The sequence below is a fragment of the Flexivirga aerilata genome, assembly GCF_013002715.1.
GTDB lineage: Bacteria > Actinomycetota > Actinomycetes > Actinomycetales > Dermatophilaceae > Flexivirga > Flexivirga aerilata.
In genome coordinates this window covers 440,655-462,300 of the sequence record NZ_JABENB010000001.1, presented here as the reverse complement: position 1 = coordinate 462,300, position 21,646 = coordinate 440,655, and the positions used below count along the sequence as shown (strand labels likewise).

Genomic DNA, 21,646 nt, shown 5'->3' with positions numbered 1-21,646 from the left:
GTGTGCGGGGTGGGGGAGTGGGCGCGCAGCGGCACTGCTACGGCAGAGTAAGGGACCCGCCACCGTTCTACACCTGGGATGGTCAAGAGTGGGTAAATCCTTGCAATTCCACCAGATCCGCGGCTCGTTGTACAGCCGTCAAGGGGGGGATCATGCGGTTCGCCAGCTCGGTCGCGCGACCACGAACCGGGTCGCTGACCAGCACAGACAGCGATGCCGCGCACCCGGCGGCGGTGAGGTCGCGGAACCGTGTGAGATCGCCCACTCCGAGGGCTGCGAGCCGTCGACCCCACAGCGGCTGGTCCGCGTTGAACCAGGCGACCAGAGCCGGTATGCCGGCACGCAGCGCTGCCGCGGTGGTGCCGGCGCCGCCGTGGTGTACGGCCGCGACACAGCGCGGCAGCACCCGGTGATGATCGACGCTCGGCACGATGCGCACGTCGTCGTCGACGGCGACGTCGAAGCTGGACCAGCCCGCGGTCACGAGGGCGCGGCACGAAAGGCGGTGCGACACCTCACGCACCAGCGCGACCGTCGCCTGTGGGTCGCGCACCGGCATACTGCCGAATCCCCAGTAAACAGTTGGCTTTTCAGACAGCCACGCATCGAGTTCGGTGTCGGTTCCCGGGTCGAGAGCTGCCCGGGCCTGCGGCGGGAGGTCGAGGAACCCGACCAGGGGACGCAGATCGCCCCACTCGGCCGCGAGCTCGGGGAACAGCAGCGGATCGATCGCCTGCATCTCGAGCGACCCGCTGCTCGCCATACGCTCGGCCACGGACACCCGCGAGGGCGCAAGACCCAACTGGGCACGCATGGCGTCCTCGCCTCGTCGCGTCATCAGGCGCCACGATCGGTCGGCGAGCCACCACGTCGCCCGATGCGCAAGGTCCGCCGCGACCGGCGGGTCCGGCAGCAGACGCACGGACTCCGAACGACGGATGGGGTAGTAGTGCAGGGCGGCTTGTGCGATGCCGTGCTTCTCGGCGAGGGCCCGGGCCACCTCCTGGCCGAGGAAGCAACTGACGACGACGTCGGACCTGGCTGCCTGCTCATCGAGGTCACGGGCCAGCTGCGACCAGCCGATGGTGCCCAGTTCGGACAGCCCGCGCCAGCGCACCCGCGGGTCGGCTGACTTGATCCGGCGTTGCACCAGGTCGGACTCCAGCAGCGCCGCCGAATCTGGACCGGTCGTGATCGCTTCGATCCCAGCCCGCTGCGCGAGATCGCGCAAGTTGGGCGGCACACCGAGTTGCACGTCGTGGCCGCGGCCGCGTAGCTCGAGAGCGAGCGCTATGCCAGGCTGCACATCGCCGCGACTGCCGAGGAACGGCATGAGGATCCGCATGGCAGGTAAGGGAATCACGGATCGGGCCGGGCGTGCTGCGCGAAGGGTTGCGCCGTAACGTGATCCGTATCGCATAACTGGTCAATCGACGGGGTTACCGCGGCGTAGTCTGATAGGGCACCATGGCCGGCATGGTTTCCAGCCCCGCTGCGCCACCGGAGCTCGCGGTTGACGTGCGAGATCTGACGGTGCGGTTCGACGATTTCGTCGCGGTCGACGGTGTCAGTTTCAGCGTCCCGACCGGCAGCGTGCTCGGCCTGCTGGGTCCCAATGGCGCGGGCAAGACGACGACGGTCCGGGTGCTTGCGACCCTGCTGCCTGCGTCCGGTGGCAGCGCGAGCATCTTCGGACACGACGTGCAGCACGACGCGCACCGGGTGCGTTCGCTCGTCGGGCTGACCGGGCAGTATGCATCGGTCGACGAGGAGTTGACCGCGCGCGAAAATCTGATGGTCTTCGCGCGCCTGTTGCGCTTCTCGCGGGCCGGCGCCCGTCGCAGGACCGCCGAACTGCTCGAGGAGTTCTCGCTCACCGACGCGGCGAACCGCTCGCTCAAGCACTTCTCCGGCGGCATGCGGCGTCGGCTGGACCTCGCGACCAGCCTCCTCGCCGAGCCGCCGCTGATCTTCCTCGACGAGCCGACCACGGGGCTCGACCCGCGCACCCGGCAACAGATGTGGGAGACGATCCGACGGCTCGTGCGGGGTGGGTCCACCGTCGTGCTCACCACCCAATACCTCGAAGAGGCCGACCAGCTCGCCGACAACATCGTCGTGATCGATCACGGCAAGGTGGTCGCCGAGGGTAGCGCGGACGAGCTGAAGTCCTCGGTCGGCTCGAGTCGTCTCCGGCTGTCGCTGGTCGACGACGGTGATCTCCCGACCGCCAGCCAGGTGATGGAGCAGATCGCCGGCCACTCGGTCGACACCGAAGCCGACCGCACACTGGTCGTGCCGGTCGCCGGTGCTTCACTGGTCACGGATGTGTTGATTGCCTTGCGCGACAAGGGGATTGAGGTTTCCGAGGTCGGGGTGCACAAGCCGACTCTCGACGAGGTGTTCTTCCAGATCACCGGTAACCCGCGAAAGGAGAGCACATGACCGCGGCGACTGCCCAGTCACGGGCACAACGTCGACAGCGGGACAACCTGACCCGTCGGCCCAGTGTCGCAAGCACCGCGGCGACGTCGTTGACGTTGGCTGCGCGCGGCCTGCTGAAGATCCGGCACAACCCGTTCCGGTTGTTCGACGTCGTCGCTCTGCCAATCGTCTCGACCGCGATGTTCGCGGGGATCTTCGGCGGTGCGATCGCCGGCAGCGTCAGCAACTACCTGCCCAACTTGGTGCCGGGCGTGCTGGTGCAGGTTGCGGTGACCGCGGCCGTCAACACCGGCGTGCAACTGTGTGAGGACGTCGACCAGGGAGTGTTCGACCGGTTCCGGTCGATGCCGATCGCCCGCATCGCGCCGTTGATCGGTGCACTGACCGCCGACGTCGTGCGCTACATCGTCGCCGCGGCGATGGTCGTCCTCGTCGGCACTCTGATGGGTTACACGCCGCACAGTTGGCCGGGGCTGCTGCTGGGTTGCTTGCTGGTGATCTACACCGCGTTCGCGCTGAGCTGGGTGTTTGCCTTCCTCGGGGTCCGAATGCCGAGTGCGCCTGCGGTGCAAGGCGCTTCGATGTTCGTGCTGATGCCGATGACGTTCATCTCGAACGCGCTGGTGCCGACGACCAACATGCCGTCCTGGATCAAGTGGCTGGCCGACATCAACCCGGTGTCGCACCTGGTGACCGCCGTGCGGCAACTGGCCAACCAGGGGTCGGTGGGCATGGACATCATCTGGTCGCTCGTCGGGGCCACGCTGATCATGCTCGTCATGGCACCGATCGCGGTGCGCGCCTACATCCGGAAGGCGTGAGTCGTCGCATGTCGCAGGCCAATCGGCTGAGCCCGGCCGAGGAAGCGTTCGTGATGGCCGAGCAAGTGCTCGAGCTGCCGATCGTCAACCAGATGATCTGGCGATTCGATGCACCGCTCGACCAGGACCGTCTCGAACGGCTGGCGATCCAGTTGGCTCGCGGGCCGCTGACCCGCCGTCTGCGCAGAGCGCGGGCACCTTTCGCGAGGGCGAGCTGGACGGCGGCGCCGGCGCCGGTGCCGCTGGTGCGGCGCGCCGCGCCGATCGACCGCAGCGATCTCGTCGGGTGGGCGGACCGCGACCTCGACCGGCCGTTCTACTCCGATCGCGGTGTCCCGTGGGTGATGTCGGTCGCGCCATTCACCGACGGTGGGCACGCCATTGTGATAACAGCGCCGCACTCGCTCTCCGACGGCAGCGGAGGGTACGCGGCATTGGCCGCGGCCGCTGTCGGCCAGGACATCGGTAGGTTGCCCGACGACGGCGCCCGCACCCCGACCCGTTGGGACGACGTGAGGGACGCCGGGAGACAGCTCGCGGCCGCGGCCTTCGGGATCGGCAGGCTGGCGCGGCTCGCGCTGCGTCGGCGGAAGCAGTCGCCGACGGGGCCCGGGGACAGGCCACCCGCGCAACCGCCGCGTCCGGACGTGCCTGCTCACCCTGCGGCTCAGCCCTCGGCATACGCCGTGGCGGACTTCGATGAAGCGGAATGGCAGGCGGCCGCCGAGCGTCGCGGCGGGTCGAGCAACTCGCTGCTCATCGCCTTCAGCGCCGGGTTGCTGGGGTCGTCCGGCCGGGTTGCCACGGGCAGCCGCATCCCCGTGTCGATCCCGGTGGCCGTGCGCCGGCCCGGTGACCGGCGAGCGATCGCGACGATAGGGGCCACGATGCCGATGACCGTCGACGCGACCGGGTATGACGACTTGCGCCCCTTGCGCAAGGCGGCCCGCGAAGCGCTCGCTCGCGCGACGGACCCGGAGCGCGACCGCCAGGACGTTCTGCGCCTGGTGACCCCGGTCCTTCGGTTGCTCCCTCGAAAAGTGTTGCGCACCATGGCACTTCGTCAGCCGGCGGCCGTGTTGACGTGCTCCAACGTCGGTGCGGTGCCGACCGAGGTCGCCTCCCTGGGCGGTGATGCCGTCGGCACGGTCACCGTGCGGATGGCGGTGCAGAACGCGACGGTCGAGCAGCTGCGCCGCGCGCGTGGTGGACTCACCGTCTGGCTGTCGGCCTCCGCCGGGAAGGCGACACTCAGTGTGCTCGCTATGGATCCAGACCTCTGGCCGGACCGCCCTGCCCTCCAGCGCGCGATCTCGCAGGAAAGCGCGAAATGGTCTCTGCAACCTACGTTCTGGTGAGTGTCGATCGATGAGTGACGTGCACGACAACAGGTTCACCTTCGGCGACGAGGCCTACTTCCTCAGCGGCTCGGCGCTCGGCATCCCGGTCGCGTCGCAGCACACCTGGCGGCTGCCGCAGCCGCTGCCCGCCGGAGCGCTCGCGGCTCTCCACGACAACCTGACCCGGGGTCCGCTCAGCCGGCTCGCGGTCCCGGCCGGGGTGCCGGCCGCGCGTCACCGCTGGGTGCCCGCGCCGGCCGGCACCCGCCTCACGATCGACGAGCACGCGGTGCCCCCGGATGCGTTGATGCGCTGGTGCGACGAGCGATTGGCCGCGCCGATCGACCCGCTGCACGGGCCTGCCTGGTGGCTCTCCGCGACCCCGATCACCGACGGAGGGCAGCTGGTCTCCTTCGTCACCCACCACACGATCGGTGACGGCGGCCTGATCCTGCAGGCGATCGACGCGGCGGTCACCGGTGCGACGCTGCCCCGCGTCCCCGGCCCGCACGACGAGGTGGTGCGGTTGCGGGACGACGCGCGCGACGCCGGCCGTCAGCTGCGGGCCGCTGGCCGCGGGCTCGTCGGTGCGGTGCGAGCGGCCCGTGCGGCCCGGGCGGCGCGGAGTGACGGCGACGGCGAGCGTCCGGCACGCGCGTCGGTGCCGCAACAACGCGCGAGCATGCCGCTGCGTGCGGACCGCGCATCGTCATACGTGCCGGCGTTCGTGGCGGTCGACCTGTCCGCCGCCGCATGGCGCGACGCGGCGGCCGCGCGGGGCGGCACCGGCAACAGCCTGCTGCTGATGTTGTCGGCCGGACTGGTCGTGGCGGCCGGACTGGCGCAGGAGGGCGACACGATCGGGGTCGCCATGCCGGTGCGGCTGCGCGGCGACGGTGACTATCGCTCCAACGTGCTCGGCGGCGCGTCGGTGCCGGTGCAGGTCGGCCCCGACCGCTATCGCGACTTGCGCCGCGTGCGGGCCGCCACCAAGAAGGAGTTGACCCGCGCCACCGATCCGGACTCCGCGTCGGTGATGGACCGGCTCGAGCCGGTCGTGCGCCTGCTGCCGAAACCCGTGCTGCGCAAGATCGTCGAGCGCATGCCAGCGTCGCTCGTCTCGGTGTCCAACGTCGGCCGGATCACCCCGGAGGGCAGCGGGCTCGGCGGCCCGACGGCCACCTCGATGATGTGCCGCGGGGTGCACCGCAACATCACCCCCGACCTCCTGCGCGCGGCCGGCGGCGGTGTCACGACGTGGCTGCAGGAGTTTGGCGACCGCGTGACCCTGACCGTCGAGGCTCTCGACCCCGACCGGATCCCCGACCGCGACGCGTTGGCGGCACTGGTGACCGGCGAACTCGACCGGTGGGGGCTGACGCCGCTCGACCTCTGGTAGCCGCTGCACCGAGAGGCACACATCCGTCGTGAGCGGCCCACGAATTCCAGGGAAATTGGTGGGCCTCTCGGTGTGTTGGTGTGCCTCTCGGTCAGGAACACCGGACGCCCGCCGGATGTTCGTAGAGGACGTGAAGGCTTTCGGATTCTTGAGTTTCGGGCACTACGGCGCAGTCCCCGGATCGCAGACACCTGACGCGGCGAGCGCCCTCAAGCAGGCGGTGGACCTGTCGGTCGCCGCCGACGAGATCGGCGTCAACGGCGCCTACTTCCGGGTGCACCACTTCGAGCGCCAGCAGTCGTCGCCGGTCCCGCTCCTCTCGGCGATCGCCGCCCGCACCCAGCGCATCGAGGCCGGCACCGGCGTGATCGACATGCGCTACGAGAACCCGCTGCAACTGGCCGAGGAGCTTGCCTCGCTCGATCTGCTCAGTGATCAGCGCATCGCGATCGGCATCTCCCGCGGCTCGCCCGAGACGGCCCTGCGTGGCTACGAGGCGTTCGGCTACACCGGCACGAAGGACCCCCGCGGCGCCGACATCGCGCGCGACAAGTTTGCGACCTTCCTCGACGCGATCAGCGGCGAAGGGATGGTCGACGCGGACCCGCAGCGCACCCGCCCGGGCACCCGGCTCGTCGTCCAGCCGCAGGCGCCGGGACTGCGCGACCGCATCTGGTGGGGATCTGCGACCCGCGAAACCGCAGAGTGGACAGGCAAACTCGGACTCAACCTGATGTCGTCCACCCTGCTCACCGAGGCCAACGGCGCGTCGTTCGCCGACCTGCAGAACGAACAGATCGACCGCTTCCGGCAGGCGTATGCCGCGGCCGGTCACACCGGGTCGCCGCGCGTCTCGGTGTCGCGCAGCATCTTCCCGATCATGGACGAGCGCGACGCGGCCTACTTCGGCGGCCGGGAGGACGTCGACCAGGTCGGCATCATCGACGGCTACCGGTCGACCTTCGGCAAGACCTACGCCGACGAACCCGACAAGCTGATCGAGCAGCTGCGGCAGGACCCGGCGGTGATGTCCGCCGACACGCTGATGCTCACCATCCCCAACCAGCTCGGGGTCGACTGCAACCTGCACGTGCTGCAGGCCTTCGCCGAACACGTCGCACCGGCCCTCGGCTGGCGACCCAACACCGACGGTCCGGTGCAGGGGGAGCGGGTCGATAGTCTGCGCTGACCGATGCAGGCAACGACCCCCGGGCGGCACCGTGAGCACACCGATCATCGACCTGACCGAACTGTTCGGGCTGTCCGGGCGCGGCGACGCACCCGGACGGCTGCTCGGCAAACTCGAGACCGCCAACCACACCGGCTCGGTGAAGGACCGCCCGGTCGAGCGCATGCTGCGCGACCCGCGCGTGGCCGGCGCGCACACTCTGGTGGAGGCGACCGGCGGCAACACCGGCATCTCGCTCGCGGTCGCCGGTAGCATGCTAGGCAAGCGGGTCATCGTCACGATGAGCCGCAAGATGAGCCCGGGCAAGGTGCGCCAGATGGAGGAGGCCGGCGCCGAGGTGATCCTCTGCCCGCTGGTCGGGCTGGACTCGCCGGCCAACTTCATCAACGTCGCCCGGCAGCTCGGCGAGGCCGAAGGGCATTGGTACGTCGATCAATTCAACAATCCGGCCAACGTCGAGGCGCACTACGAGACGACCGGGCCGGAGCTGCTCGAGCAGGTCCGTGACCTCGACGCCTTCGTCGCCGGTGCCGGCACCGGCGGCACGCTCACCGGAGCCGGCCGGGCGCTCAAGGAGCGCAACCCCGGCATCGACGTGGTGCTCGCCGACCCCGCGGGCAGCACGCTCGGCCCCCACCTGCGCGGTGAGGAGACGGAGCCTGCGCCATACCTGGTGGAAGGCATCGGCGGCGACTTCCTGCCGCCGCTGCTCGACTTCGGCGTGCTCGACACGGCCTACCAGGTCGACGACGCCGAGGCCGCCGCGCACCTGCGCACCCTCGCCGCGGCCGCCATCGACGTCGGCAGTTCGTCGGGCACGACGGTCGGTGCGGCACTCGCCTACCTGCGGGACCACCCGGGCGCCACGGTCTGCGCGCTGCTCGCCGACTCCGGCGACCGCTACGCCGAGACCTGGCGCAACCAGGCCTGGCTGACCGACCACGGGCTGTAGCGGCATGATCGGCCTCGAGCTGCTGGTCGCGGTGGCGGCGGTCGTGCTCGTCGGCACCGTGATCGGCCGCCGCCTGCACATCTCGCCACCGGTCGTGCTGCTCGCCTGCGGCGTGCTCATCGGGCTGCTGCCGACGATCGGCGACGTCCAGCTGCCGCCGGACGTGGTGCTGCTGATCTTCCTGCCGGCGCTGCTCTTCTGGGAGAGTCTCACGATCTCGCTGCAACAGGTGCGGCAGAACTACCGCGGGATCGCGCTGGCCGGCACCGTCCTCGTCGTGCTGTCGGCAGGCGCAGTCGCGCTGGTGGCGCACGCCTTCGGGCTGCCGTGGGGCCCGGCCTGGATCCTCGGCGCGGCCGTCGCCCCGACCGACGCGACCGCCGTCGCGGTGCTCGGCCGCCTCCTGCCCTTCCGCCGTATGACGGCGCTGCGCGCGGAGAGCCTGGTCAACGACGGCACGGCACTCGTCCTCTATTCGGTCGCGGTCACCGCGACCGTCAGCACCCGGCCCGGCGCGCTGAGCATCGCCGGCCAGTTCGTCGCGAGCTACGTCGTCGGCATCGCCGTCGGCCTCGCGGTGGCCTATGCCGGGTTCGTGCTGCGGCGCACGCTCGCCGATCCGCTGCTCGGCAACACCGCGACCGTGCTCGTGCCGTTCGTGGCCTACCTGGTCGCCGAGGAGTTGCACGGGTCGGGCGTGCTCGCGGTCGTCGCCGCCGGCATCGTGCTCGGCCAGGCCGCCCCGCGGATCGGGCGCTCGGCGACCAGACACCAGTCGGAGACGTTCTGGACGCTGGTGACCTTCTGGCTCAACGCCGCGCTGTTCGTGCTGGTCGGGGTGCGGCTGCCGTCGGTCGTCGACGGCCTGTCGAGCAACCGGGTCGGCCACGCGCTGCTGATCGTGCTCGCGGTCGTGGCGGTGCTGCTCGTCGTCCGCATCGCCTTCGTCTTCGCCTCGTCGTGGCTGATCGCCGCGGCCGACCGGCGCCGGCACGGCGAGGGGCAGCTCGCGAGCGGCCGCTACCGCCTGGTCAGCGGCCTCGCCGGCTTCCGGGGCGCGATCAGCCTGGCGATCGCCCTGTCGGTGCCCGAGTTCACCGACGCCGGAGCGCCGTTGCCCTACCGCGACACCGTCATCTTCGTCACCGCCGGCGTCATCGTGGTCACGCTCGCGCAGGGGCTGATCCTGCCGCGGGTGGTGCGCTGGGCCGGCTTCGCGCCGGACACCGGACTGAGCAAACAACGCCGCCTCGCCGAGACCGCCGCCGAGGAGGCTGCGCTCGACGCGCTGCCGCAGTTCGTCGACGAACAGCACATCGACCCGGCCGTCGGCGAGCAGGTGCGCCTCGAGATCGAGCAGCACCTGCTGCACCTGACCGAACCCGACACCGAGGGACCGCTCACCGGCCGGCAGGAATATCTGCGGCTGCGGCTCGCGCTCATCGGCACCAAGCGGGCCACCATCCTGCGCCTGCGCGACGAGCGCACCATCGACGACACCGTGCTGCGCACCATCCAGTCGACGCTGGACCTCGAGGAGCTGCGACTCCGGGCGTACGACGCGCACGGCTGAGCGCCGCCGGCGGGCCGGTCGCGACCCGGTCGCGGCTGCCGTCATACAGCCCAATTGCGTATGTCGGCAAAGGCTTTCGGCCGCCCTGTACCTCTGACCGACGGCAACGGGGTAAGGTCGCGTCCGTGGGACGTTTCAGCATGCTGGAGTGGCCGGTTCTGCGACAGTTCCGGTCCGGTGACTACCTCGGCCGCGGGCCGGCGGTGGAGTCCGCGCGCACCCGCAACCTGACCTCTCGCAACGAGACCGCCGACCGGGTCGTGCAGAGCGTCTGCCCCTACTGCGCCGTCGGCTGCGGGCAGCGGGTCTACGTCAAGGACGAGAAGGTCATCCAGATCGAGGGCGACACCGACTCGCCGGTCTCGCGCGGGCGGCTGTGCCCCAAGGGGTCGGCCAGCGAGCAGCTGGTCAACGCACCCGGCCGGCAGTACCAGGTGCTCTACCGTGCGCCGAAATCCACGGAGTGGCAGCACCTCGACCGCGACACCGCGATCGAGATGATCGCCCAGCGCTTCGTGGAGTCCCGCCGCAACGGCTGGCAGGAGCGCGACGACAAGGGCCGGCTGCTGCGCCGCACGATGGGCATCGCCTCGCTCGGCGGCGCCACGCTGGACAACGAAGAGAACTACCTGATCAAGAAGCTCTTCACCGCGGCCGGCGCCATACAGATCGAGAACCAGGCGCGCATTTGACACTCCGCCACGGTTCCCGGTCTGGGAGCCTCTTACGGGCGCGGCGGCGCCACCCAATCGCTGCAGGACATGGCCAACGCCGACTGCATCGTGCTGCAAGGCGGCAACATGGCCGAGGCACACCCGGTCGGATTCCAATGGGTCTCCGAGGCAAAAGCCCGTGGTGCCAAGGTGATTCACGTCGACCCGCGCTTCACGCGCACCTCGGCGGTCGCTGACAAGCACATCCCGATCCGGGTCGGTTCGGACGTCGCACTGCTCGGCGCGCTGATCAACTACGTGCTCACCCACGACCTGTGGTTCAAGGAGTACGTCGTCGCCTACACCAATGCGGCGACGATCGTCAGCGACGAGTTCCGCGACACCGAGGACCTCGGCGGCCTGTTCTCCGGCTTCGACCCCACCACCGGCAAGTACGACCCCAGCTCGTGGTCGTATGCCGATGCCGGCGGCGCCAACGTCGGTGGCACCGGTGACGAGGAGGGGCACAACAAGTCGGGCACCGCCTCCGGTGAGATGGCCGGTAGTGGTGGTGCGCCACTGGAGCACTCGGGTGTGCAGCGCGACGAGACCCTGCAGGACCCGCGCACGGTCTTCCAGATCCTGAAGCGGCACTACGCCCGCTACACCCCGGAGATGGTGCAGGAGGTCTGCGGCATCCCCGCCGACGACTTCACCTACCTCGCCGAGGCGATCACCGAGAACTCCGGCCGCGACCGCACCACCTGCTGGGGCTACGCGACCGGCTGGACCCAGCACACGCTCGGTGCGCAGTTCATCCGCACCGCGGCGATCCTGCAGTTGCTGCTCGGCAACGTCGGCCGTCCCGGCGGCGGCATCATGGCGCTGCGCGGACACGCCAGCATCCAGGGGTCGACCGACATCCCCACGCTGTTCAACCTGCTGCCCGGCTACCTGCCGATGCCGACGGTCGGACTGCACGACACGCTGCCGGAGTATCTCGACGCGATCGCGTCCAAGAAGCAGAAGGGCTTCTGGGCCGACGCCGACCGCTACTTCATCAGCCTGATGAAGGCCTACTTCGGGGACGCCGCGCAGGCCGACAACAACTGGGCCTACGACTACCTGCCGAGGTTGTCTGGGCCGCACGGCACCTACCAGACGACGGTCGGCATGCTCGCCGGCGACGTCGAGGGCTACTTCGTGCTCGGGCAGAACCCGGCCGTCGGGTCGGCGAACGGCCGCATGCAGCGGCTCGCGATGTCCAAGCTGAAGTGGCTGGTCGTGCGCGACCTCAACCTCATCGAGTCGGCGACCTGGTGGAAGCAGTCGCCGGAGATCGACTCCGGGGAGCTGCGCACCGAGGACATCGACACCGAGGTGTTCTTCATGCCCGCCGCGACCCACGTCGAGAAGGCCGGCACGTTCACCCAGACCCAGCGCATGCTGCAGTGGCGTCACCAGGCGATCCGTCCGCCGGGCGAGTGCCAGAGCGACATGGACTTCTTCTACCAGCTCGGCGCGCGGATCAAGGAATTGGTCGCCGACTCCACCGACGAGGTCGACGCGCCGCTGCAGGCGGTCACCTGGGACTACCCGCTCGACGAGCACGGTGACCCGGTGCCCGAGTCGGTGCTGCAGGAGATCAACGGCTATCGCACCAATGAGCAGGGCGAGCGCGAACTCCTCTCTGGTTACCCCGAATTGAAGGCCGACGGCTCGACGTCGTGCGGTTGCTGGATCTACAGCGGCGTGTTCGCCGGCGGGGAGAACATGTCCGCCCGGCGCGTGCCGCGCGGCGGCCCCAACCCGGCCCAGAACGAATGGGGCTGGGCGTGGCCGGCCGACCGGCGCATCCTCTACAACCGGGCGTCGGCCGACCCCGACGGCAAGCCATGGAGCGAGCGCAAGAAGTACATCTGGTGGGACGAGGAGCAGGGCAAATGGGTCGGCGACGACGTGCCCGACTTCCCGGTCGACCGGGCGCCGCACAGCCGCCCCGACCCCGAGCTCGGTGGGCCGGCGGCCCTCACCGGTGACGACCCGTTCATCATGCAGGCCGACGGCAAGGGCTGGCTCTACGCACCCAAGGGCCTGGTCGACGGGCCGCTGCCGGTGCACTACGAGGCGCAGGAGTCCCCGGTCCGCAACCCGCTCTACGTGCAGCAGCAGAACCCGGCGCGCATGATCTTCGCGCGCGAGGACAACCTGGACGCACCGAGCGCGGGTATGGCGGGGGTCGAGGTCTATCCCTACGTCTTCACCACCTACCGGCTGACCGAGCACCACACCGCAGGCGGGATGAGCCGCTGGCTGCCCTACCTGTCCGAGCTGCAGCCGGAGATGTTCTGCGAGGTGTCGCCGGCGCTCGCGGAGGAGCGTGGTCTGGTCAACGACGGCTGGGCGACGATCGTGTCGCCGCGCGCGGTCATCGAGGCCAAGGTGCTGGTGACCGACCGCATGACGCCGCTCACCGTGGCCGGCAAGACCGTCCACCAGGTCGGCCTGCCCTACCACTGGGGCGTCGGCGGCACCGATGCGATCGTCAGCGGCGACGCCGCCAACGACCTCATCGGCATCACGCTCGACCCCAACACGCAGATCCAGGAGTCCAAGGTCGGCTCGTGCGACGTGATCGCCGGTCGCCGGCCACGGGGCGCCGAGGCGCTCGCGCTGCTCTCGTCATACAACGAGCGCGCGGGGGTCACCACCGAGACCGACAACATCCGGATCACCGATCCGGAGGCGGAGCTGAAAGACCCTGCGCCTAAAGACGATCCGAACCGTGACAAGGAAGGCTGGAGCCAGTTTTGAGCATTGACGAGCACAGCCTCCTCGGCCACCAGCTCCATGGGCCGACCGATCCCGCGGCCGACGCGCACTGGCAGGTGCACAAGTCGCGCAAGGGTTTCTTCACCGACACCTCGATCTGCATCGGCTGCAAGGCGTGCGAGGTCGCGTGCAAGGAGTGGAACCGCAACCCGCGCGACGGTGACCTCGAGCTGACCGGCTGGTCCTACGACAACACCCAGGCGCTCGGCGCGAGCACGTGGCGGCACGTCGCCTTCATCGAGCAGGACCGCGAGCGCATCGAAGAGGCGCGTGAGTCCGGCCGGCAGCTGGTCAGTCTCGGCATGCCGACGGTGGGTCCGCCGGCGAAAACGCCTGAGGCTGCGACGGATTCGGCGATCGCGGCAGGGGCCGACACGAGTGCGCCGGACACCCCGGAGTTTCGGTGGCTGATGGCGTCCGACGTGTGCAAGCACTGCACGCACGCGGGCTGCCTCGACGTGTGCCCGACCGGTGCGCTCTTCCGCACCGAGTTCAGCACGGTCGTCGTGCAGCCGGATGTCTGCAACGGGTGCGGCACGTGCGTGGCGGGCTGCCCGTTCGGCGTCATCCAACGGCGCAGTGACGGCACCGTGGAGCCGACCACCGGCCGCGGCGAGCAGAAGGGCCAGCAGCCCGAGGTGGAGAAGAAGGGCATCGCCCAGAAGTGCACCCTCTGCTACGACCGGCTGCTCGACGACGAGACGCCGGCCTGCGCGAAGACCTGCCCGACGACGTCGATCAAGTACGGCGACCACACCGACCTGGTCGACATCGCGCGCGACCGCGTCGCGCAGTTGCACGAGCAGGGCCTGACCGAGGCGCGGCTCTACGGCGCCAACGAGCTCGACGGTGTCGGCGGCACCGGCGCGATGTTCCTGCTGCTCGACGAGCCGCAGGTCTACGGGCTGCCCCCGGACCCGCGGGTGCCGACGGCCGACCTGCCGGTGATGGCCAAGCGGGCCGGTATGGCGGTGGCCGGCATGGTCACTGCGGCCGCGATCGCATTCTTGGGGGCCCGGTGACGACCTCCGCCTTCGACCAGTTCCGACCGCCGGAGCCGGAGCGGCGCGGTCGGCGTTTGGGCAAGCTGCGCCGCAAGAAGCGCCCCGGCCCGGGCCGCACCGACGGCTCGGCCGAGATGCTGATGGTGCCGGACGTCGAGTTCGAGTCCTACTACGGCCACAACATCGTCAAGCCGCCGCCGTGGGAATGGCCGGTCGCGGCATACCTGTTTCTCGGTGGGGTGGCCGGCGGCTCCGGTCTGCTCGGCTTCGGCGCGCAGCTGACCGGTCGCGCCGTGCTGCGGCGCAACGCCCGGCTCGGCGCGATGGCCGCGGCGAGCGTGGGCGGCGTCGCGCTGATCGCCGACCTCGGCCGCCCGGAGCGGTTCTACAACATGTTCCGCACCCTGAAGCTCACCTCGCCGATGAGCATCGGGTCGTGGATCCTCGGTGCGTTCAGCGCCGGCACCGGGGTGGCCGTCGCCAACGAGGTCGACCGGCTGCTCGGCAACCGCCTGCCGCTCGGGCCGCTGCGCAAGGTGCTCCGGGCGGTCGAGGCGCCGGCCGGTGCCGAGGCGGCGCTCTTCGCCGGCCCGCTCGCGGTCTACACCGCGGTGCTGCTCTCCGACACCGCCAACCCGACCTGGAACGCCGCGCACCGCGACCTGCCGTTCGTCTTCGTCAGCTCGGCGAGCCTCGCCTCGGGCGGCCTGGCGATGGTGACCACGCCGACCCGCGAGACCGGCCCAGCCCGGGCGCTCGCGGTGATGGGCGTGATCGGCGACATCGCGGCGATGAAATACATGGAGCGCCGGATGGACCCGGTCGCCGCCGAACCCCTCCACCACGGCACGCCCGGCCAGCTACTCCGCTGGAGCGAGCGGCTCGCGGTCGCGGGCGGGCTGGGCGCGCTGCTCGGCGGACGGCACCGGGCGGTCGCGGCCGCCTCCGGGCTGGCGCTGATGACCGCGTCGGCGTTCACCCGCTTCGGGGTGTTCGAGGCCGGCCTGCACTCGGCCATGGACCCGCGCTACACCGTCGAGCCGCAGCTGCACCGGCTCGCCGAGCGCCGCGCCGCCGGCATCACCGACGACTCGATCACGACCGCCGCGCCGCACTGGCCCAGCCACTCCTGATCGCGTCGGGCAGTCGCGCTCAGACGATCTCGATGCCGGAGCCTGCGACCGTGCGGCCGATCACCGGGTAGCCGGGCACCTCGCCGACGACCAGCAGGCCGCCGGACGTCTGCGCATCGGCCAGCAGCAGGAGGTCGTCCTCGGTGACGTCCGCCGCCGGTGTCAGGTGCGGCCGCACCCAGTCCAGGTTGCGGCGGGTGCCACCGGACACATAGCCGTCGCGCAACGCTTCGCGCGCCCCCTCGACCGTGGGTATGGCGGAGCGTTCGAGCACGGCACTGACGCCGGAGGCGCGCAGCAGCTTGTGCAGATGGCCGAGCAACCCGAAGCCGGTCACGTCCGTGGCCGCCGTGGCACCCGCCGCCAGCGCCGCCTCGGACGCCTCGCGGTTGAGCGCGGTCATCGTCGCGATCACCGCCTCGGACACCTCGCCGGTCTGCTTGTGCCGGTTGTTGAGCAGCCCGACGCCGATCGGCTTGGTGAGTGTGATCGGCAGACCGGCCTCTGCGGAGTCGTTGCGCAGCAGACGATTCGGGTCGGCGATACCGGTGACCGCCATACCGTATTTGGGTTCGGGGTCGTCGATCGTGTGGCCGCCGATCACCGGGCAGCCGGCCTCGCCGGCGACGGTCAGGCCGCCGCGCAGCACCTCGGTCATCAGCTCCATCGGCAGCACGCCGCGCGGCCAGCCGACCAGGTTGATCGCGACCACCGGCCGGCCGCCCATCGCGTAGACGTCGGAGAGCGCGTTGGCGGCCGCGATGCGGCCCCAGTCGAAGGCGTCGTCGACGACCGGCGTGAAGAAGTCGGCGGTGGAGAGGATGGCCAGGTCGTCGCGGACCAGCACCGCGGCAGCGTCGTCGCCGTCGTCGAGCCCGACCAGCACGCCGGGCGCCGCCTGACCGGTGAGCCCGCGGACCGCGTCCTCGAGCTCGCCCGGCGGGATCTTGCAGGCGCAACCGCCCCCGTGTGCATAACCGGTCAGCCGGGTCGTCTCCGTCATGTCACTCACGAAGGTCAAGGCTAATCCGCGGCCGCTGCCCGCCCGTGGCCGCACAGCAGCTAGGTTTGCGCGTGGAGGCGTCAGGGTTCCTGGTGGGCCCCCCGGTCTTCAAAACCGGTGAGATCGAGCACCTCGGTCTGGCGGGTTCGATTCCCGTCCGCCTCCGCCACACGTTCCTCGCGAGGAAGGGCCGATGATCCGGTGACCAGCGCCGACCCGCGCAGCCGCATCCCGCGCACCGACACGCTGCTCGCGCTGCCGGCCGTGCAAGATGCGCGAACGACGTTGAGCGAGCACGCTATTCGCTCCGCGATCGACGCAGCGCAGTCCCGCGCCCGGTCCGGGCAGATCGCGCCGGAGCAGGTCGTGCCCGAGCTCGAGGCGGCGCTCGCCGGGCAGACCGTCGCCTCGCTGCGGCCGGTGCTCAACGCGACCGGCGTCGTCATACACACCAACCTGGGGCGAGCTCCGCTGTCGGCGGCTGCCGTCGAGGCGCTGCTCGCCGCGAGTGGGTATGTCGACGTCGAGCTCGACCTCGCCACCGGTGTGCGGTCCAAGCGTGGAGTTGCGACCCGGGCCGCGCTGCTCGCGCACTGCCCGGCGGCGCAGGACGCACTGGTCGTCAACAACGGCGCCGCGGCACTGGTGCTCGCCACCACCGCGCTCGCCGCCGGGCGCGAAGTCGTCGTCAGCAGAGGCGAATTGATCGAGATCGGCGCCGGCTTCCGGTTGCCCGACCTGATCGCCTCGACCGGTGCGCGACTGCGCGAGGTCGGCACCACCAACCGCACCCACCTGCGCGACTACGCCGACGCGATCGGCCCGGACACCGGCCTGCTGCTCAAGGTGCACCCGAGCAACTTCCGCGTCGAGGGCTTCACCTCCGGGGTGTCGGTCGCGCAGCTGGCCGGCCTCGCCCGTGAGCACGACCTTCCGCTGGTCGTCGACCTCGGCAGCGGACTGCTCGAACCCGACCCGGCCCTGCCCGACGAGCCCGACGCGACGACCGCGCTGACCGACGGCGCCAGCATCACCACCGCCAGTGGCGACAAGCTGCTCGGCGGGCCGCAAGCCGGAATTGTGTTGGGGGACAACGCAATCGTCGGCCGTATGGTGCAGCACCCGCTCGCCAGAGCGGTCCGCGCCGACAAGCTGCTCCTGGCCGCTCTCGAGGCGACCCTGCGTGGTGGCGACGCCCCGGTGGTGGCGGCGCTGCACGCCGACCCGAGCGCCCTGAAGCGTCGGGCCACTGCCCTGGCCGAGGCGGTCGGCGGCGAGGTGGTCGCGCACGACGGTCGCGTGGGCGGCGGTGGAGCGCCGGGCGTGCCGCTGCACGGGTGGGCGGTGGCGCTGCCCGAAGAGGTGGCCGCGCGGCTGCGCACCGGCGAACCCGCTGTGCTGCCAAGGGTGCACGGCGGTGCGTGTCTGATCGACCTGCGGTGCGTGCCCGAGGCGGAGGACGCCCGTCTCACCGAGGCCGTCCGCGCCGCGGTCGGCGCCGGCGAGCGGAAGGCCTGAGCGTGCACGTGATCGCCACGGCCGGTCACGTCGATCACGGCAAGAGCACGCTCGTGCGTGCGCTGACCGGGATCGAGCCGGACCGGTGGGCCGAGGAGAAGCGGCGCGGCCTCACGATCGACCTCGGGTTTGCCTGGACCACAACGCCTTCCGGCCGCGAGATCGCCTTCGTCGACGTGCCGGGTCACGAGCGTTTCCTCGGCAACATGCTGGCCGGGCTGGGTCCGGCGCCGGTCGTGTGTTTCGTGGTCGCCGCCGACGAGGGCTGGCGGGAGCAGTCGACCGATCACCGGGACGCGGTCGCCGCGCTCGGCATCCGGCACGGCGTGATCGTGGTGACCCGTGCCGACAAGGCCCCCGACGCGGTCGAGGACGTCATCGCCCAGGCTCGAAAACAGTTGCGCGACACCGGACTTGCCGGTGCGCCGGCGGTCGCGGTCTCGGCGGTCACCGGTGCCGGGCTGGACGAGCTGCGTCATACGCTCGACGAGGTGCTGGCGACGGTGCCCGCGCCGGTGCAGGACGGCCGGGTGCGGCTGTGGGTCGACCGGGCGTTCACCATCACGGGGGCCGGCGCGGTGGTGACCGGCACGCTCGCAGCGGGGCAGATCCGCGCCGAGGACGCCCTCGAGTTGTCCGGCGCCGAGGGCACCCAGCGCGTCGTGGTGCGAGGCCTGCAGCACCACGGCACCACCGAGCAGGTGGCGCAGCCGGTGAGTCGCACCGCGGTCAATCTGCGCGGCATCCAGGCGGCCGCCATCCACCGGGGCGACGCGCTCCTCACCCCGGACGCGTGGCAGCTGGTCGACACCGTCGACGTGCGCCGGGTGAGTGGCGAGGCGCTCACCGAGGTCCCGGCCCAGGTGACCGCGCACATCGGGACGGCGGCGGTGCCGGCGCGCCTGCGGCCGTTCGAGGACGACCATGCGCGGCTGACCTTCGACCGGCGGCTGCCGCTGGCGGTGAGCGACCGGATCGTGTTGCGGGACAGCGGGTCCGGGCGGATCCTCGGTGGTGCGCAGGTGCTCGACGCCGACCCGCCGGAGCTGCGGCGCAGAGGCGACGGCGCCCGTCGCGCAGATGCCCTGTCGGCGCTGCCACCGGGTGGCGACGTGACCGCGGAGGTCGCCCGTCGGGGCGCCGTGCAGATCGCCACCCTGCGCCGCCTCGGCATCGCGGGCGCGTCCGGCGACGCTCCCGAGGGGGTGCGGCCGATCGGCGGCTGGTGGGTTGACGAGCAGCGTTTCGAGCAGTGGGCGTCGGCGCTGCAGACGGCGGTGCGGGAGTTGCATGCGCGTGATCCGTTGGCCGCGGGGCTCTCTCGCGGGGCGGCCGCTTCCCTTCTCGGCCTGCCCTCGCTCGACCTGCTCGCCGCGGTGGTCGAGGCGGCCGGGTTGCAGCAGCGGGACGGCGAGATCAGCGCGCCGGGTGCCGAGTCCGCCCTCGGTGGCGCGGAGGATGCCGTCCGGCAGCTCGAGACGCGGCTGCGCGCCCGGCCCTTCGACGCGCCGGAGGCGGACGACCTGGCGCAGCTCGGTCTCGGCCCGCGCGAGCTTGCCGCTGCCGAGCGCGCCGGCCGGCTGCTGCGGCTACGCGACGGGGTGATCCTGCTGCCGAACGGCCCGGCTCTCGCCATGCGCGCACTCGCTGAGCTCCCGGCGCTCTTCACCACCAGCGAGGCGCGGCAGGCACTGCAGGCGACGCGGCGCGTCGCCGTACCTCTGTTGGAGCATCTCGACGCGCGCGGTTGGACCCGGCGGGTCGACAACTCGCATCGTGAGGTCGTGCGTTAGCTCGTCGCCGAACGCAGTTGGCGCGCATAGTGATTGGCGAGCCACGAGCAGCCGACCAGCTGCACTTGGTGGAAGATGATCAGCGGCACCATGACCAGGCCGAGTGCGTTGCCGGAGAAGAGGATCGTCGCGATCGGCAGGCCGGTGGCGAGGGCCTTCTTGCTGCCGCAGAACTGTATGGCGATGGCGTCGCCCCGGTCGAAGCCGAGCCGGACCGCGATCCAGCGGCTGAGCGGCAGGATCACCACGAGCACGGTGATCGACATGGCGAGCATCTGCAGGATCTCCCACCAGTCCAGCCGCTTCCAGAAGTGCTGGTCCTGTGCGGTGGAGAAGGCGGCGTAGACCACGAGCATGATCGACTCGCGGCCGACGTTGCGCAGGGTGGGTTCGTGGCTGTCGACCCACGCCTTGACCCGGGGGCGCACCAGCTGCCCGAGGATGAACGGCAACACCAGTGACAGCACCAGGTCACGCGCGGTCGCGGCGTTGATCGTGACGTCGCCGGCGGGGGAGAGCAACAGGTAGGTCAGCAGCGGCGTCGCGATGACGCCGACCAGATTGGACAGGGTAGCGCCGATGATCGCGGCGGGCACGTTGCCGCCGGCGATCGCGGTGAAGCTGATCGACGCCTGCACCGTGGACGGCACGAGGCACATGAAGATGACGCCGGCGTGCAGCTCGGGCCGCAGCATGATCGACGGGAGGAACTGCATGACCCACCCGATGATCGGGAAGATCACGAAGGTGATCACGAGGATCGTCAGGTGCATCCGCCAGTGGTTGACGCCCGCGATGATGTCGCTGGTCGAGATGCGAATCCCGTTGAGGAAGAACAGAAAGCCGATCGCGATCTTCGCCAGGACCATGACGGTGGGCAGCCACGACCCGGGTGCGGGCAGCAGCAGCCCGACGACGAGCGCGACGGTGACGGCGATCGTCAGCGGGTCGAAGACACCACGAAGCCACGACCTGGGCACGTGCTCTCCTTCGGCGGGTGGACGGTGCGGGTTTCCGGTGCGCAATGTATCCGGCCGCCGGGGTAGCGTCGGGAGGGCCGATGCGCCATACAGTTGACGGAGGTGGGGTATGCCGACGCCGGAACGACACGAGACGCCCGCGCAGCGCAGTGACCGCAACTGGAACGAGTTGCTCCAGGAGCTTCGGGTCACCCAGACCGGCATCCAGGTGATGTCGGGCTTCTTGCTGACGGTGCCGTTCAGCGCCCGGTTCGACCGGTTGAGCGACAACCAGCGCGCGCTCTACCTGGTCTCGCTGTGCCTGTCGTTGCTGGCGACGCTGCTGCTGGTGGCGCCGGTGAGTTCGCACCGCATTCTGTTCCGCAAGCACGAGAAGGCGGCGCTGGTCGAGAACGCGCACACGATGGCGCGCGCCGGGCTGGTGGTCTTCGGCGCGGCGATGCTGGCGGTCGCCGCGCTGGTTTTTTCCGTCGTGGTCAGCACGGCCGCCGCGATCGTGGTCGCGGCGGCCGGGCTGGTTGCGGCGGTGCTGGCGTGGGTGGTGCTGCCGTTGGTCAGCGCGCGCCGCTATTGAGCAGGTGCGGTGGTCTTCGAACGTGCAGCGTATGACGCCGCGCCGTCCTCTGTGCCGTCCCACCGGAACCGACTACCGTCGAAGCATGCGACACGAGGTGACCGGGGCCGACACCGCGATCGCGCTCGGCAGTGGGGACGTGCCGGTGCTGGGCACGCCCCGGCTGATCGCCTGGTTGGAGGCGGCGACGGTGGAGGCCGCGGCCGAGTTGCTGCAGGCCGGTGAGACGTCGGTCGGGACCGCGATCGAGGTCCAGCACCGTGCGCCGACCGCGGTCGGTGGGTCGGTCGAGGTGAACGTCACCGAGCGCGAACGTGACGGCAAACGCTTGGAGTTCACCGTCGAGGCGGTGGACCAGGACGGCACGGTCGTGGGCGCCGGCCGGATCACGCGGGCCGCGGTCGATCGGGAGCGTTTCGTCGCGTCGCTCTCCTAGC

At 70.7% G+C, this 21,646-nt stretch carries 17 protein-coding genes and 1 tRNA gene; 15 read left to right on the top strand and 3 right to left on the bottom strand.

From position 1 onward, the window contains the following. Positions 1-82: 82 nt before the first annotated feature. Positions 83-1,345 (bottom strand): glycosyltransferase, encoded by a 1,263-nt coding sequence (locus HJ588_RS02210; protein WP_171151537.1) that lies wholly within the window; start codon positions 1,343-1,345, stop codon positions 83-85. Between the two features lie 131 nt (positions 1,346-1,476). On the opposite strand from HJ588_RS02210, the gene HJ588_RS02205 reads away from it, so the two are divergent. The 10 genes from HJ588_RS02205 (at position 1,477) to nrfD (ending at position 15,341) form a co-directional block, all read left to right on the top strand. Continuing rightward, a complete protein-coding gene (locus tag HJ588_RS02205; RefSeq protein WP_212755251.1) occupies positions 1,477-2,445 on the top strand; it encodes an ATP-binding cassette domain-containing protein in 969 nt (322 codons plus the stop codon). Then, positions 2,442-3,266, top strand: coding sequence for an ABC transporter permease (locus HJ588_RS02200; protein ID WP_171151533.1), 825 nt, complete (start codon positions 2,442-2,444; stop codon positions 3,264-3,266). The genes HJ588_RS02205 and HJ588_RS02200 overlap by 4 nt, the downstream gene beginning before the upstream one ends. 8 nt (positions 3,267-3,274) lie before the next feature. After that, positions 3,275-4,624: a hypothetical protein gene (locus tag HJ588_RS02195; protein ID WP_171151531.1), complete on the top strand. Its 1,350-nt coding sequence runs from the start codon at positions 3,275-3,277 to the stop codon at positions 4,622-4,624. 10 nt (positions 4,625-4,634) lie between these two features. Further along, positions 4,635-6,005 carry a hypothetical protein gene (locus tag HJ588_RS02190; protein ID WP_171151529.1) on the top strand — a complete coding sequence of 457 codons (1,371 nt, stop codon included), beginning with the start codon at positions 4,635-4,637 and terminating at the stop codon, positions 6,003-6,005. Positions 6,006-6,135: 130 nt separating this feature from the next. Next, positions 6,136-7,194: an LLM class flavin-dependent oxidoreductase gene (locus tag HJ588_RS02185; protein ID WP_171151527.1), complete on the top strand. Its 1,059-nt coding sequence runs from the start codon at positions 6,136-6,138 to the stop codon at positions 7,192-7,194. Between the two features lie 31 nt (positions 7,195-7,225). After that, positions 7,226-8,146, top strand: a complete 921-nt coding sequence (locus HJ588_RS02180; protein WP_171151525.1) for a pyridoxal-phosphate dependent enzyme — start codon at positions 7,226-7,228, stop codon at positions 8,144-8,146. A 4-nt stretch (positions 8,147-8,150) separates the two neighbouring features. Next, positions 8,151-9,719: a Na+/H+ antiporter gene (locus HJ588_RS02175; protein WP_171151523.1), complete on the top strand. Its 1,569-nt coding sequence runs from the start codon at positions 8,151-8,153 to the stop codon at positions 9,717-9,719. Positions 9,720-9,859: 140 nt separating this feature from the next. Then, entirely contained in the window at positions 9,860-13,186 is a 3,327-nt protein-coding gene (gene fdh, locus HJ588_RS02170) for a formate dehydrogenase (protein ID WP_212755521.1), read from the top strand. Further along, on the top strand, positions 13,183-14,226 hold the full coding sequence (locus tag HJ588_RS02165; protein ID WP_212755249.1) for a 4Fe-4S dicluster domain-containing protein: 1,044 nt from the start codon (positions 13,183-13,185) through the stop codon (positions 14,224-14,226). The genes fdh and HJ588_RS02165 overlap by 4 nt, the downstream gene beginning before the upstream one ends. Next, positions 14,223-15,341 carry an NrfD/PsrC family molybdoenzyme membrane anchor subunit gene (gene nrfD / locus HJ588_RS02160; protein WP_171151519.1) on the top strand — a complete coding sequence of 373 codons (1,119 nt, stop codon included), beginning with the start codon at positions 14,223-14,225 and terminating at the stop codon, positions 15,339-15,341. The genes HJ588_RS02165 and nrfD overlap by 4 nt, the downstream gene beginning before the upstream one ends. 19 nt (positions 15,342-15,360) lie before the next feature. On the opposite strand, the gene selD is transcribed toward nrfD, so the two are convergent. Next, positions 15,361-16,344 carry a selenide, water dikinase SelD gene (gene selD / locus HJ588_RS02155; RefSeq protein WP_171155284.1) on the bottom strand — a complete coding sequence of 328 codons (984 nt, stop codon included), beginning with the start codon at positions 16,342-16,344 and terminating at the stop codon, positions 15,361-15,363. A 73-nt stretch (positions 16,345-16,417) separates the two neighbouring features. Here selD and HJ588_RS02150 point away from each other — a divergent pair. From HJ588_RS02150 to selB, 3 genes are all read left to right on the top strand, one after another. Next, positions 16,418-16,513, top strand: a tRNA-Sec gene (locus tag HJ588_RS02150). 32 nt (positions 16,514-16,545) lie between these two features. Next, the gene (selA, locus tag HJ588_RS02145) at positions 16,546-17,862 is read left to right on the top strand and encodes an L-seryl-tRNA(Sec) selenium transferase (RefSeq protein WP_171151517.1); all 1,317 of its coding nucleotides are present in this window, start codon (positions 16,546-16,548) and stop codon (positions 17,860-17,862) included. A 2-nt stretch (positions 17,863-17,864) separates the two neighbouring features. Next, the gene (gene selB / locus HJ588_RS02140) at positions 17,865-19,655 is read left to right on the top strand and encodes a selenocysteine-specific translation elongation factor (protein WP_343036559.1); all 1,791 of its coding nucleotides are present in this window, start codon (positions 17,865-17,867) and stop codon (positions 19,653-19,655) included. Here selB and HJ588_RS02135 read toward each other — a convergent pair. Continuing rightward, a complete protein-coding gene (locus HJ588_RS02135; protein WP_212755248.1) occupies positions 19,652-20,635 on the bottom strand; it encodes a bile acid:sodium symporter family protein in 984 nt (327 codons plus the stop codon). The two genes, selB and HJ588_RS02135, sit on opposite strands and share 4 nt — an antisense overlap. 109 nt (positions 20,636-20,744) lie before the next feature. Here HJ588_RS02135 and HJ588_RS02130 point away from each other — a divergent pair, with 109 nt between their 5' ends. Continuing rightward, positions 20,745-21,209 (top strand): DUF6328 family protein, encoded by a 465-nt coding sequence (locus HJ588_RS02130; RefSeq protein ID WP_171151513.1) that lies wholly within the window; start codon positions 20,745-20,747, stop codon positions 21,207-21,209. A gap of 85 nt (positions 21,210-21,294) precedes the next feature. Then, positions 21,295-21,645: a thioesterase family protein gene (locus HJ588_RS02125; RefSeq protein WP_171151511.1), complete on the top strand. Its 351-nt coding sequence runs from the start codon at positions 21,295-21,297 to the stop codon at positions 21,643-21,645. Position 21,646 lies beyond the last annotated feature (1 nt).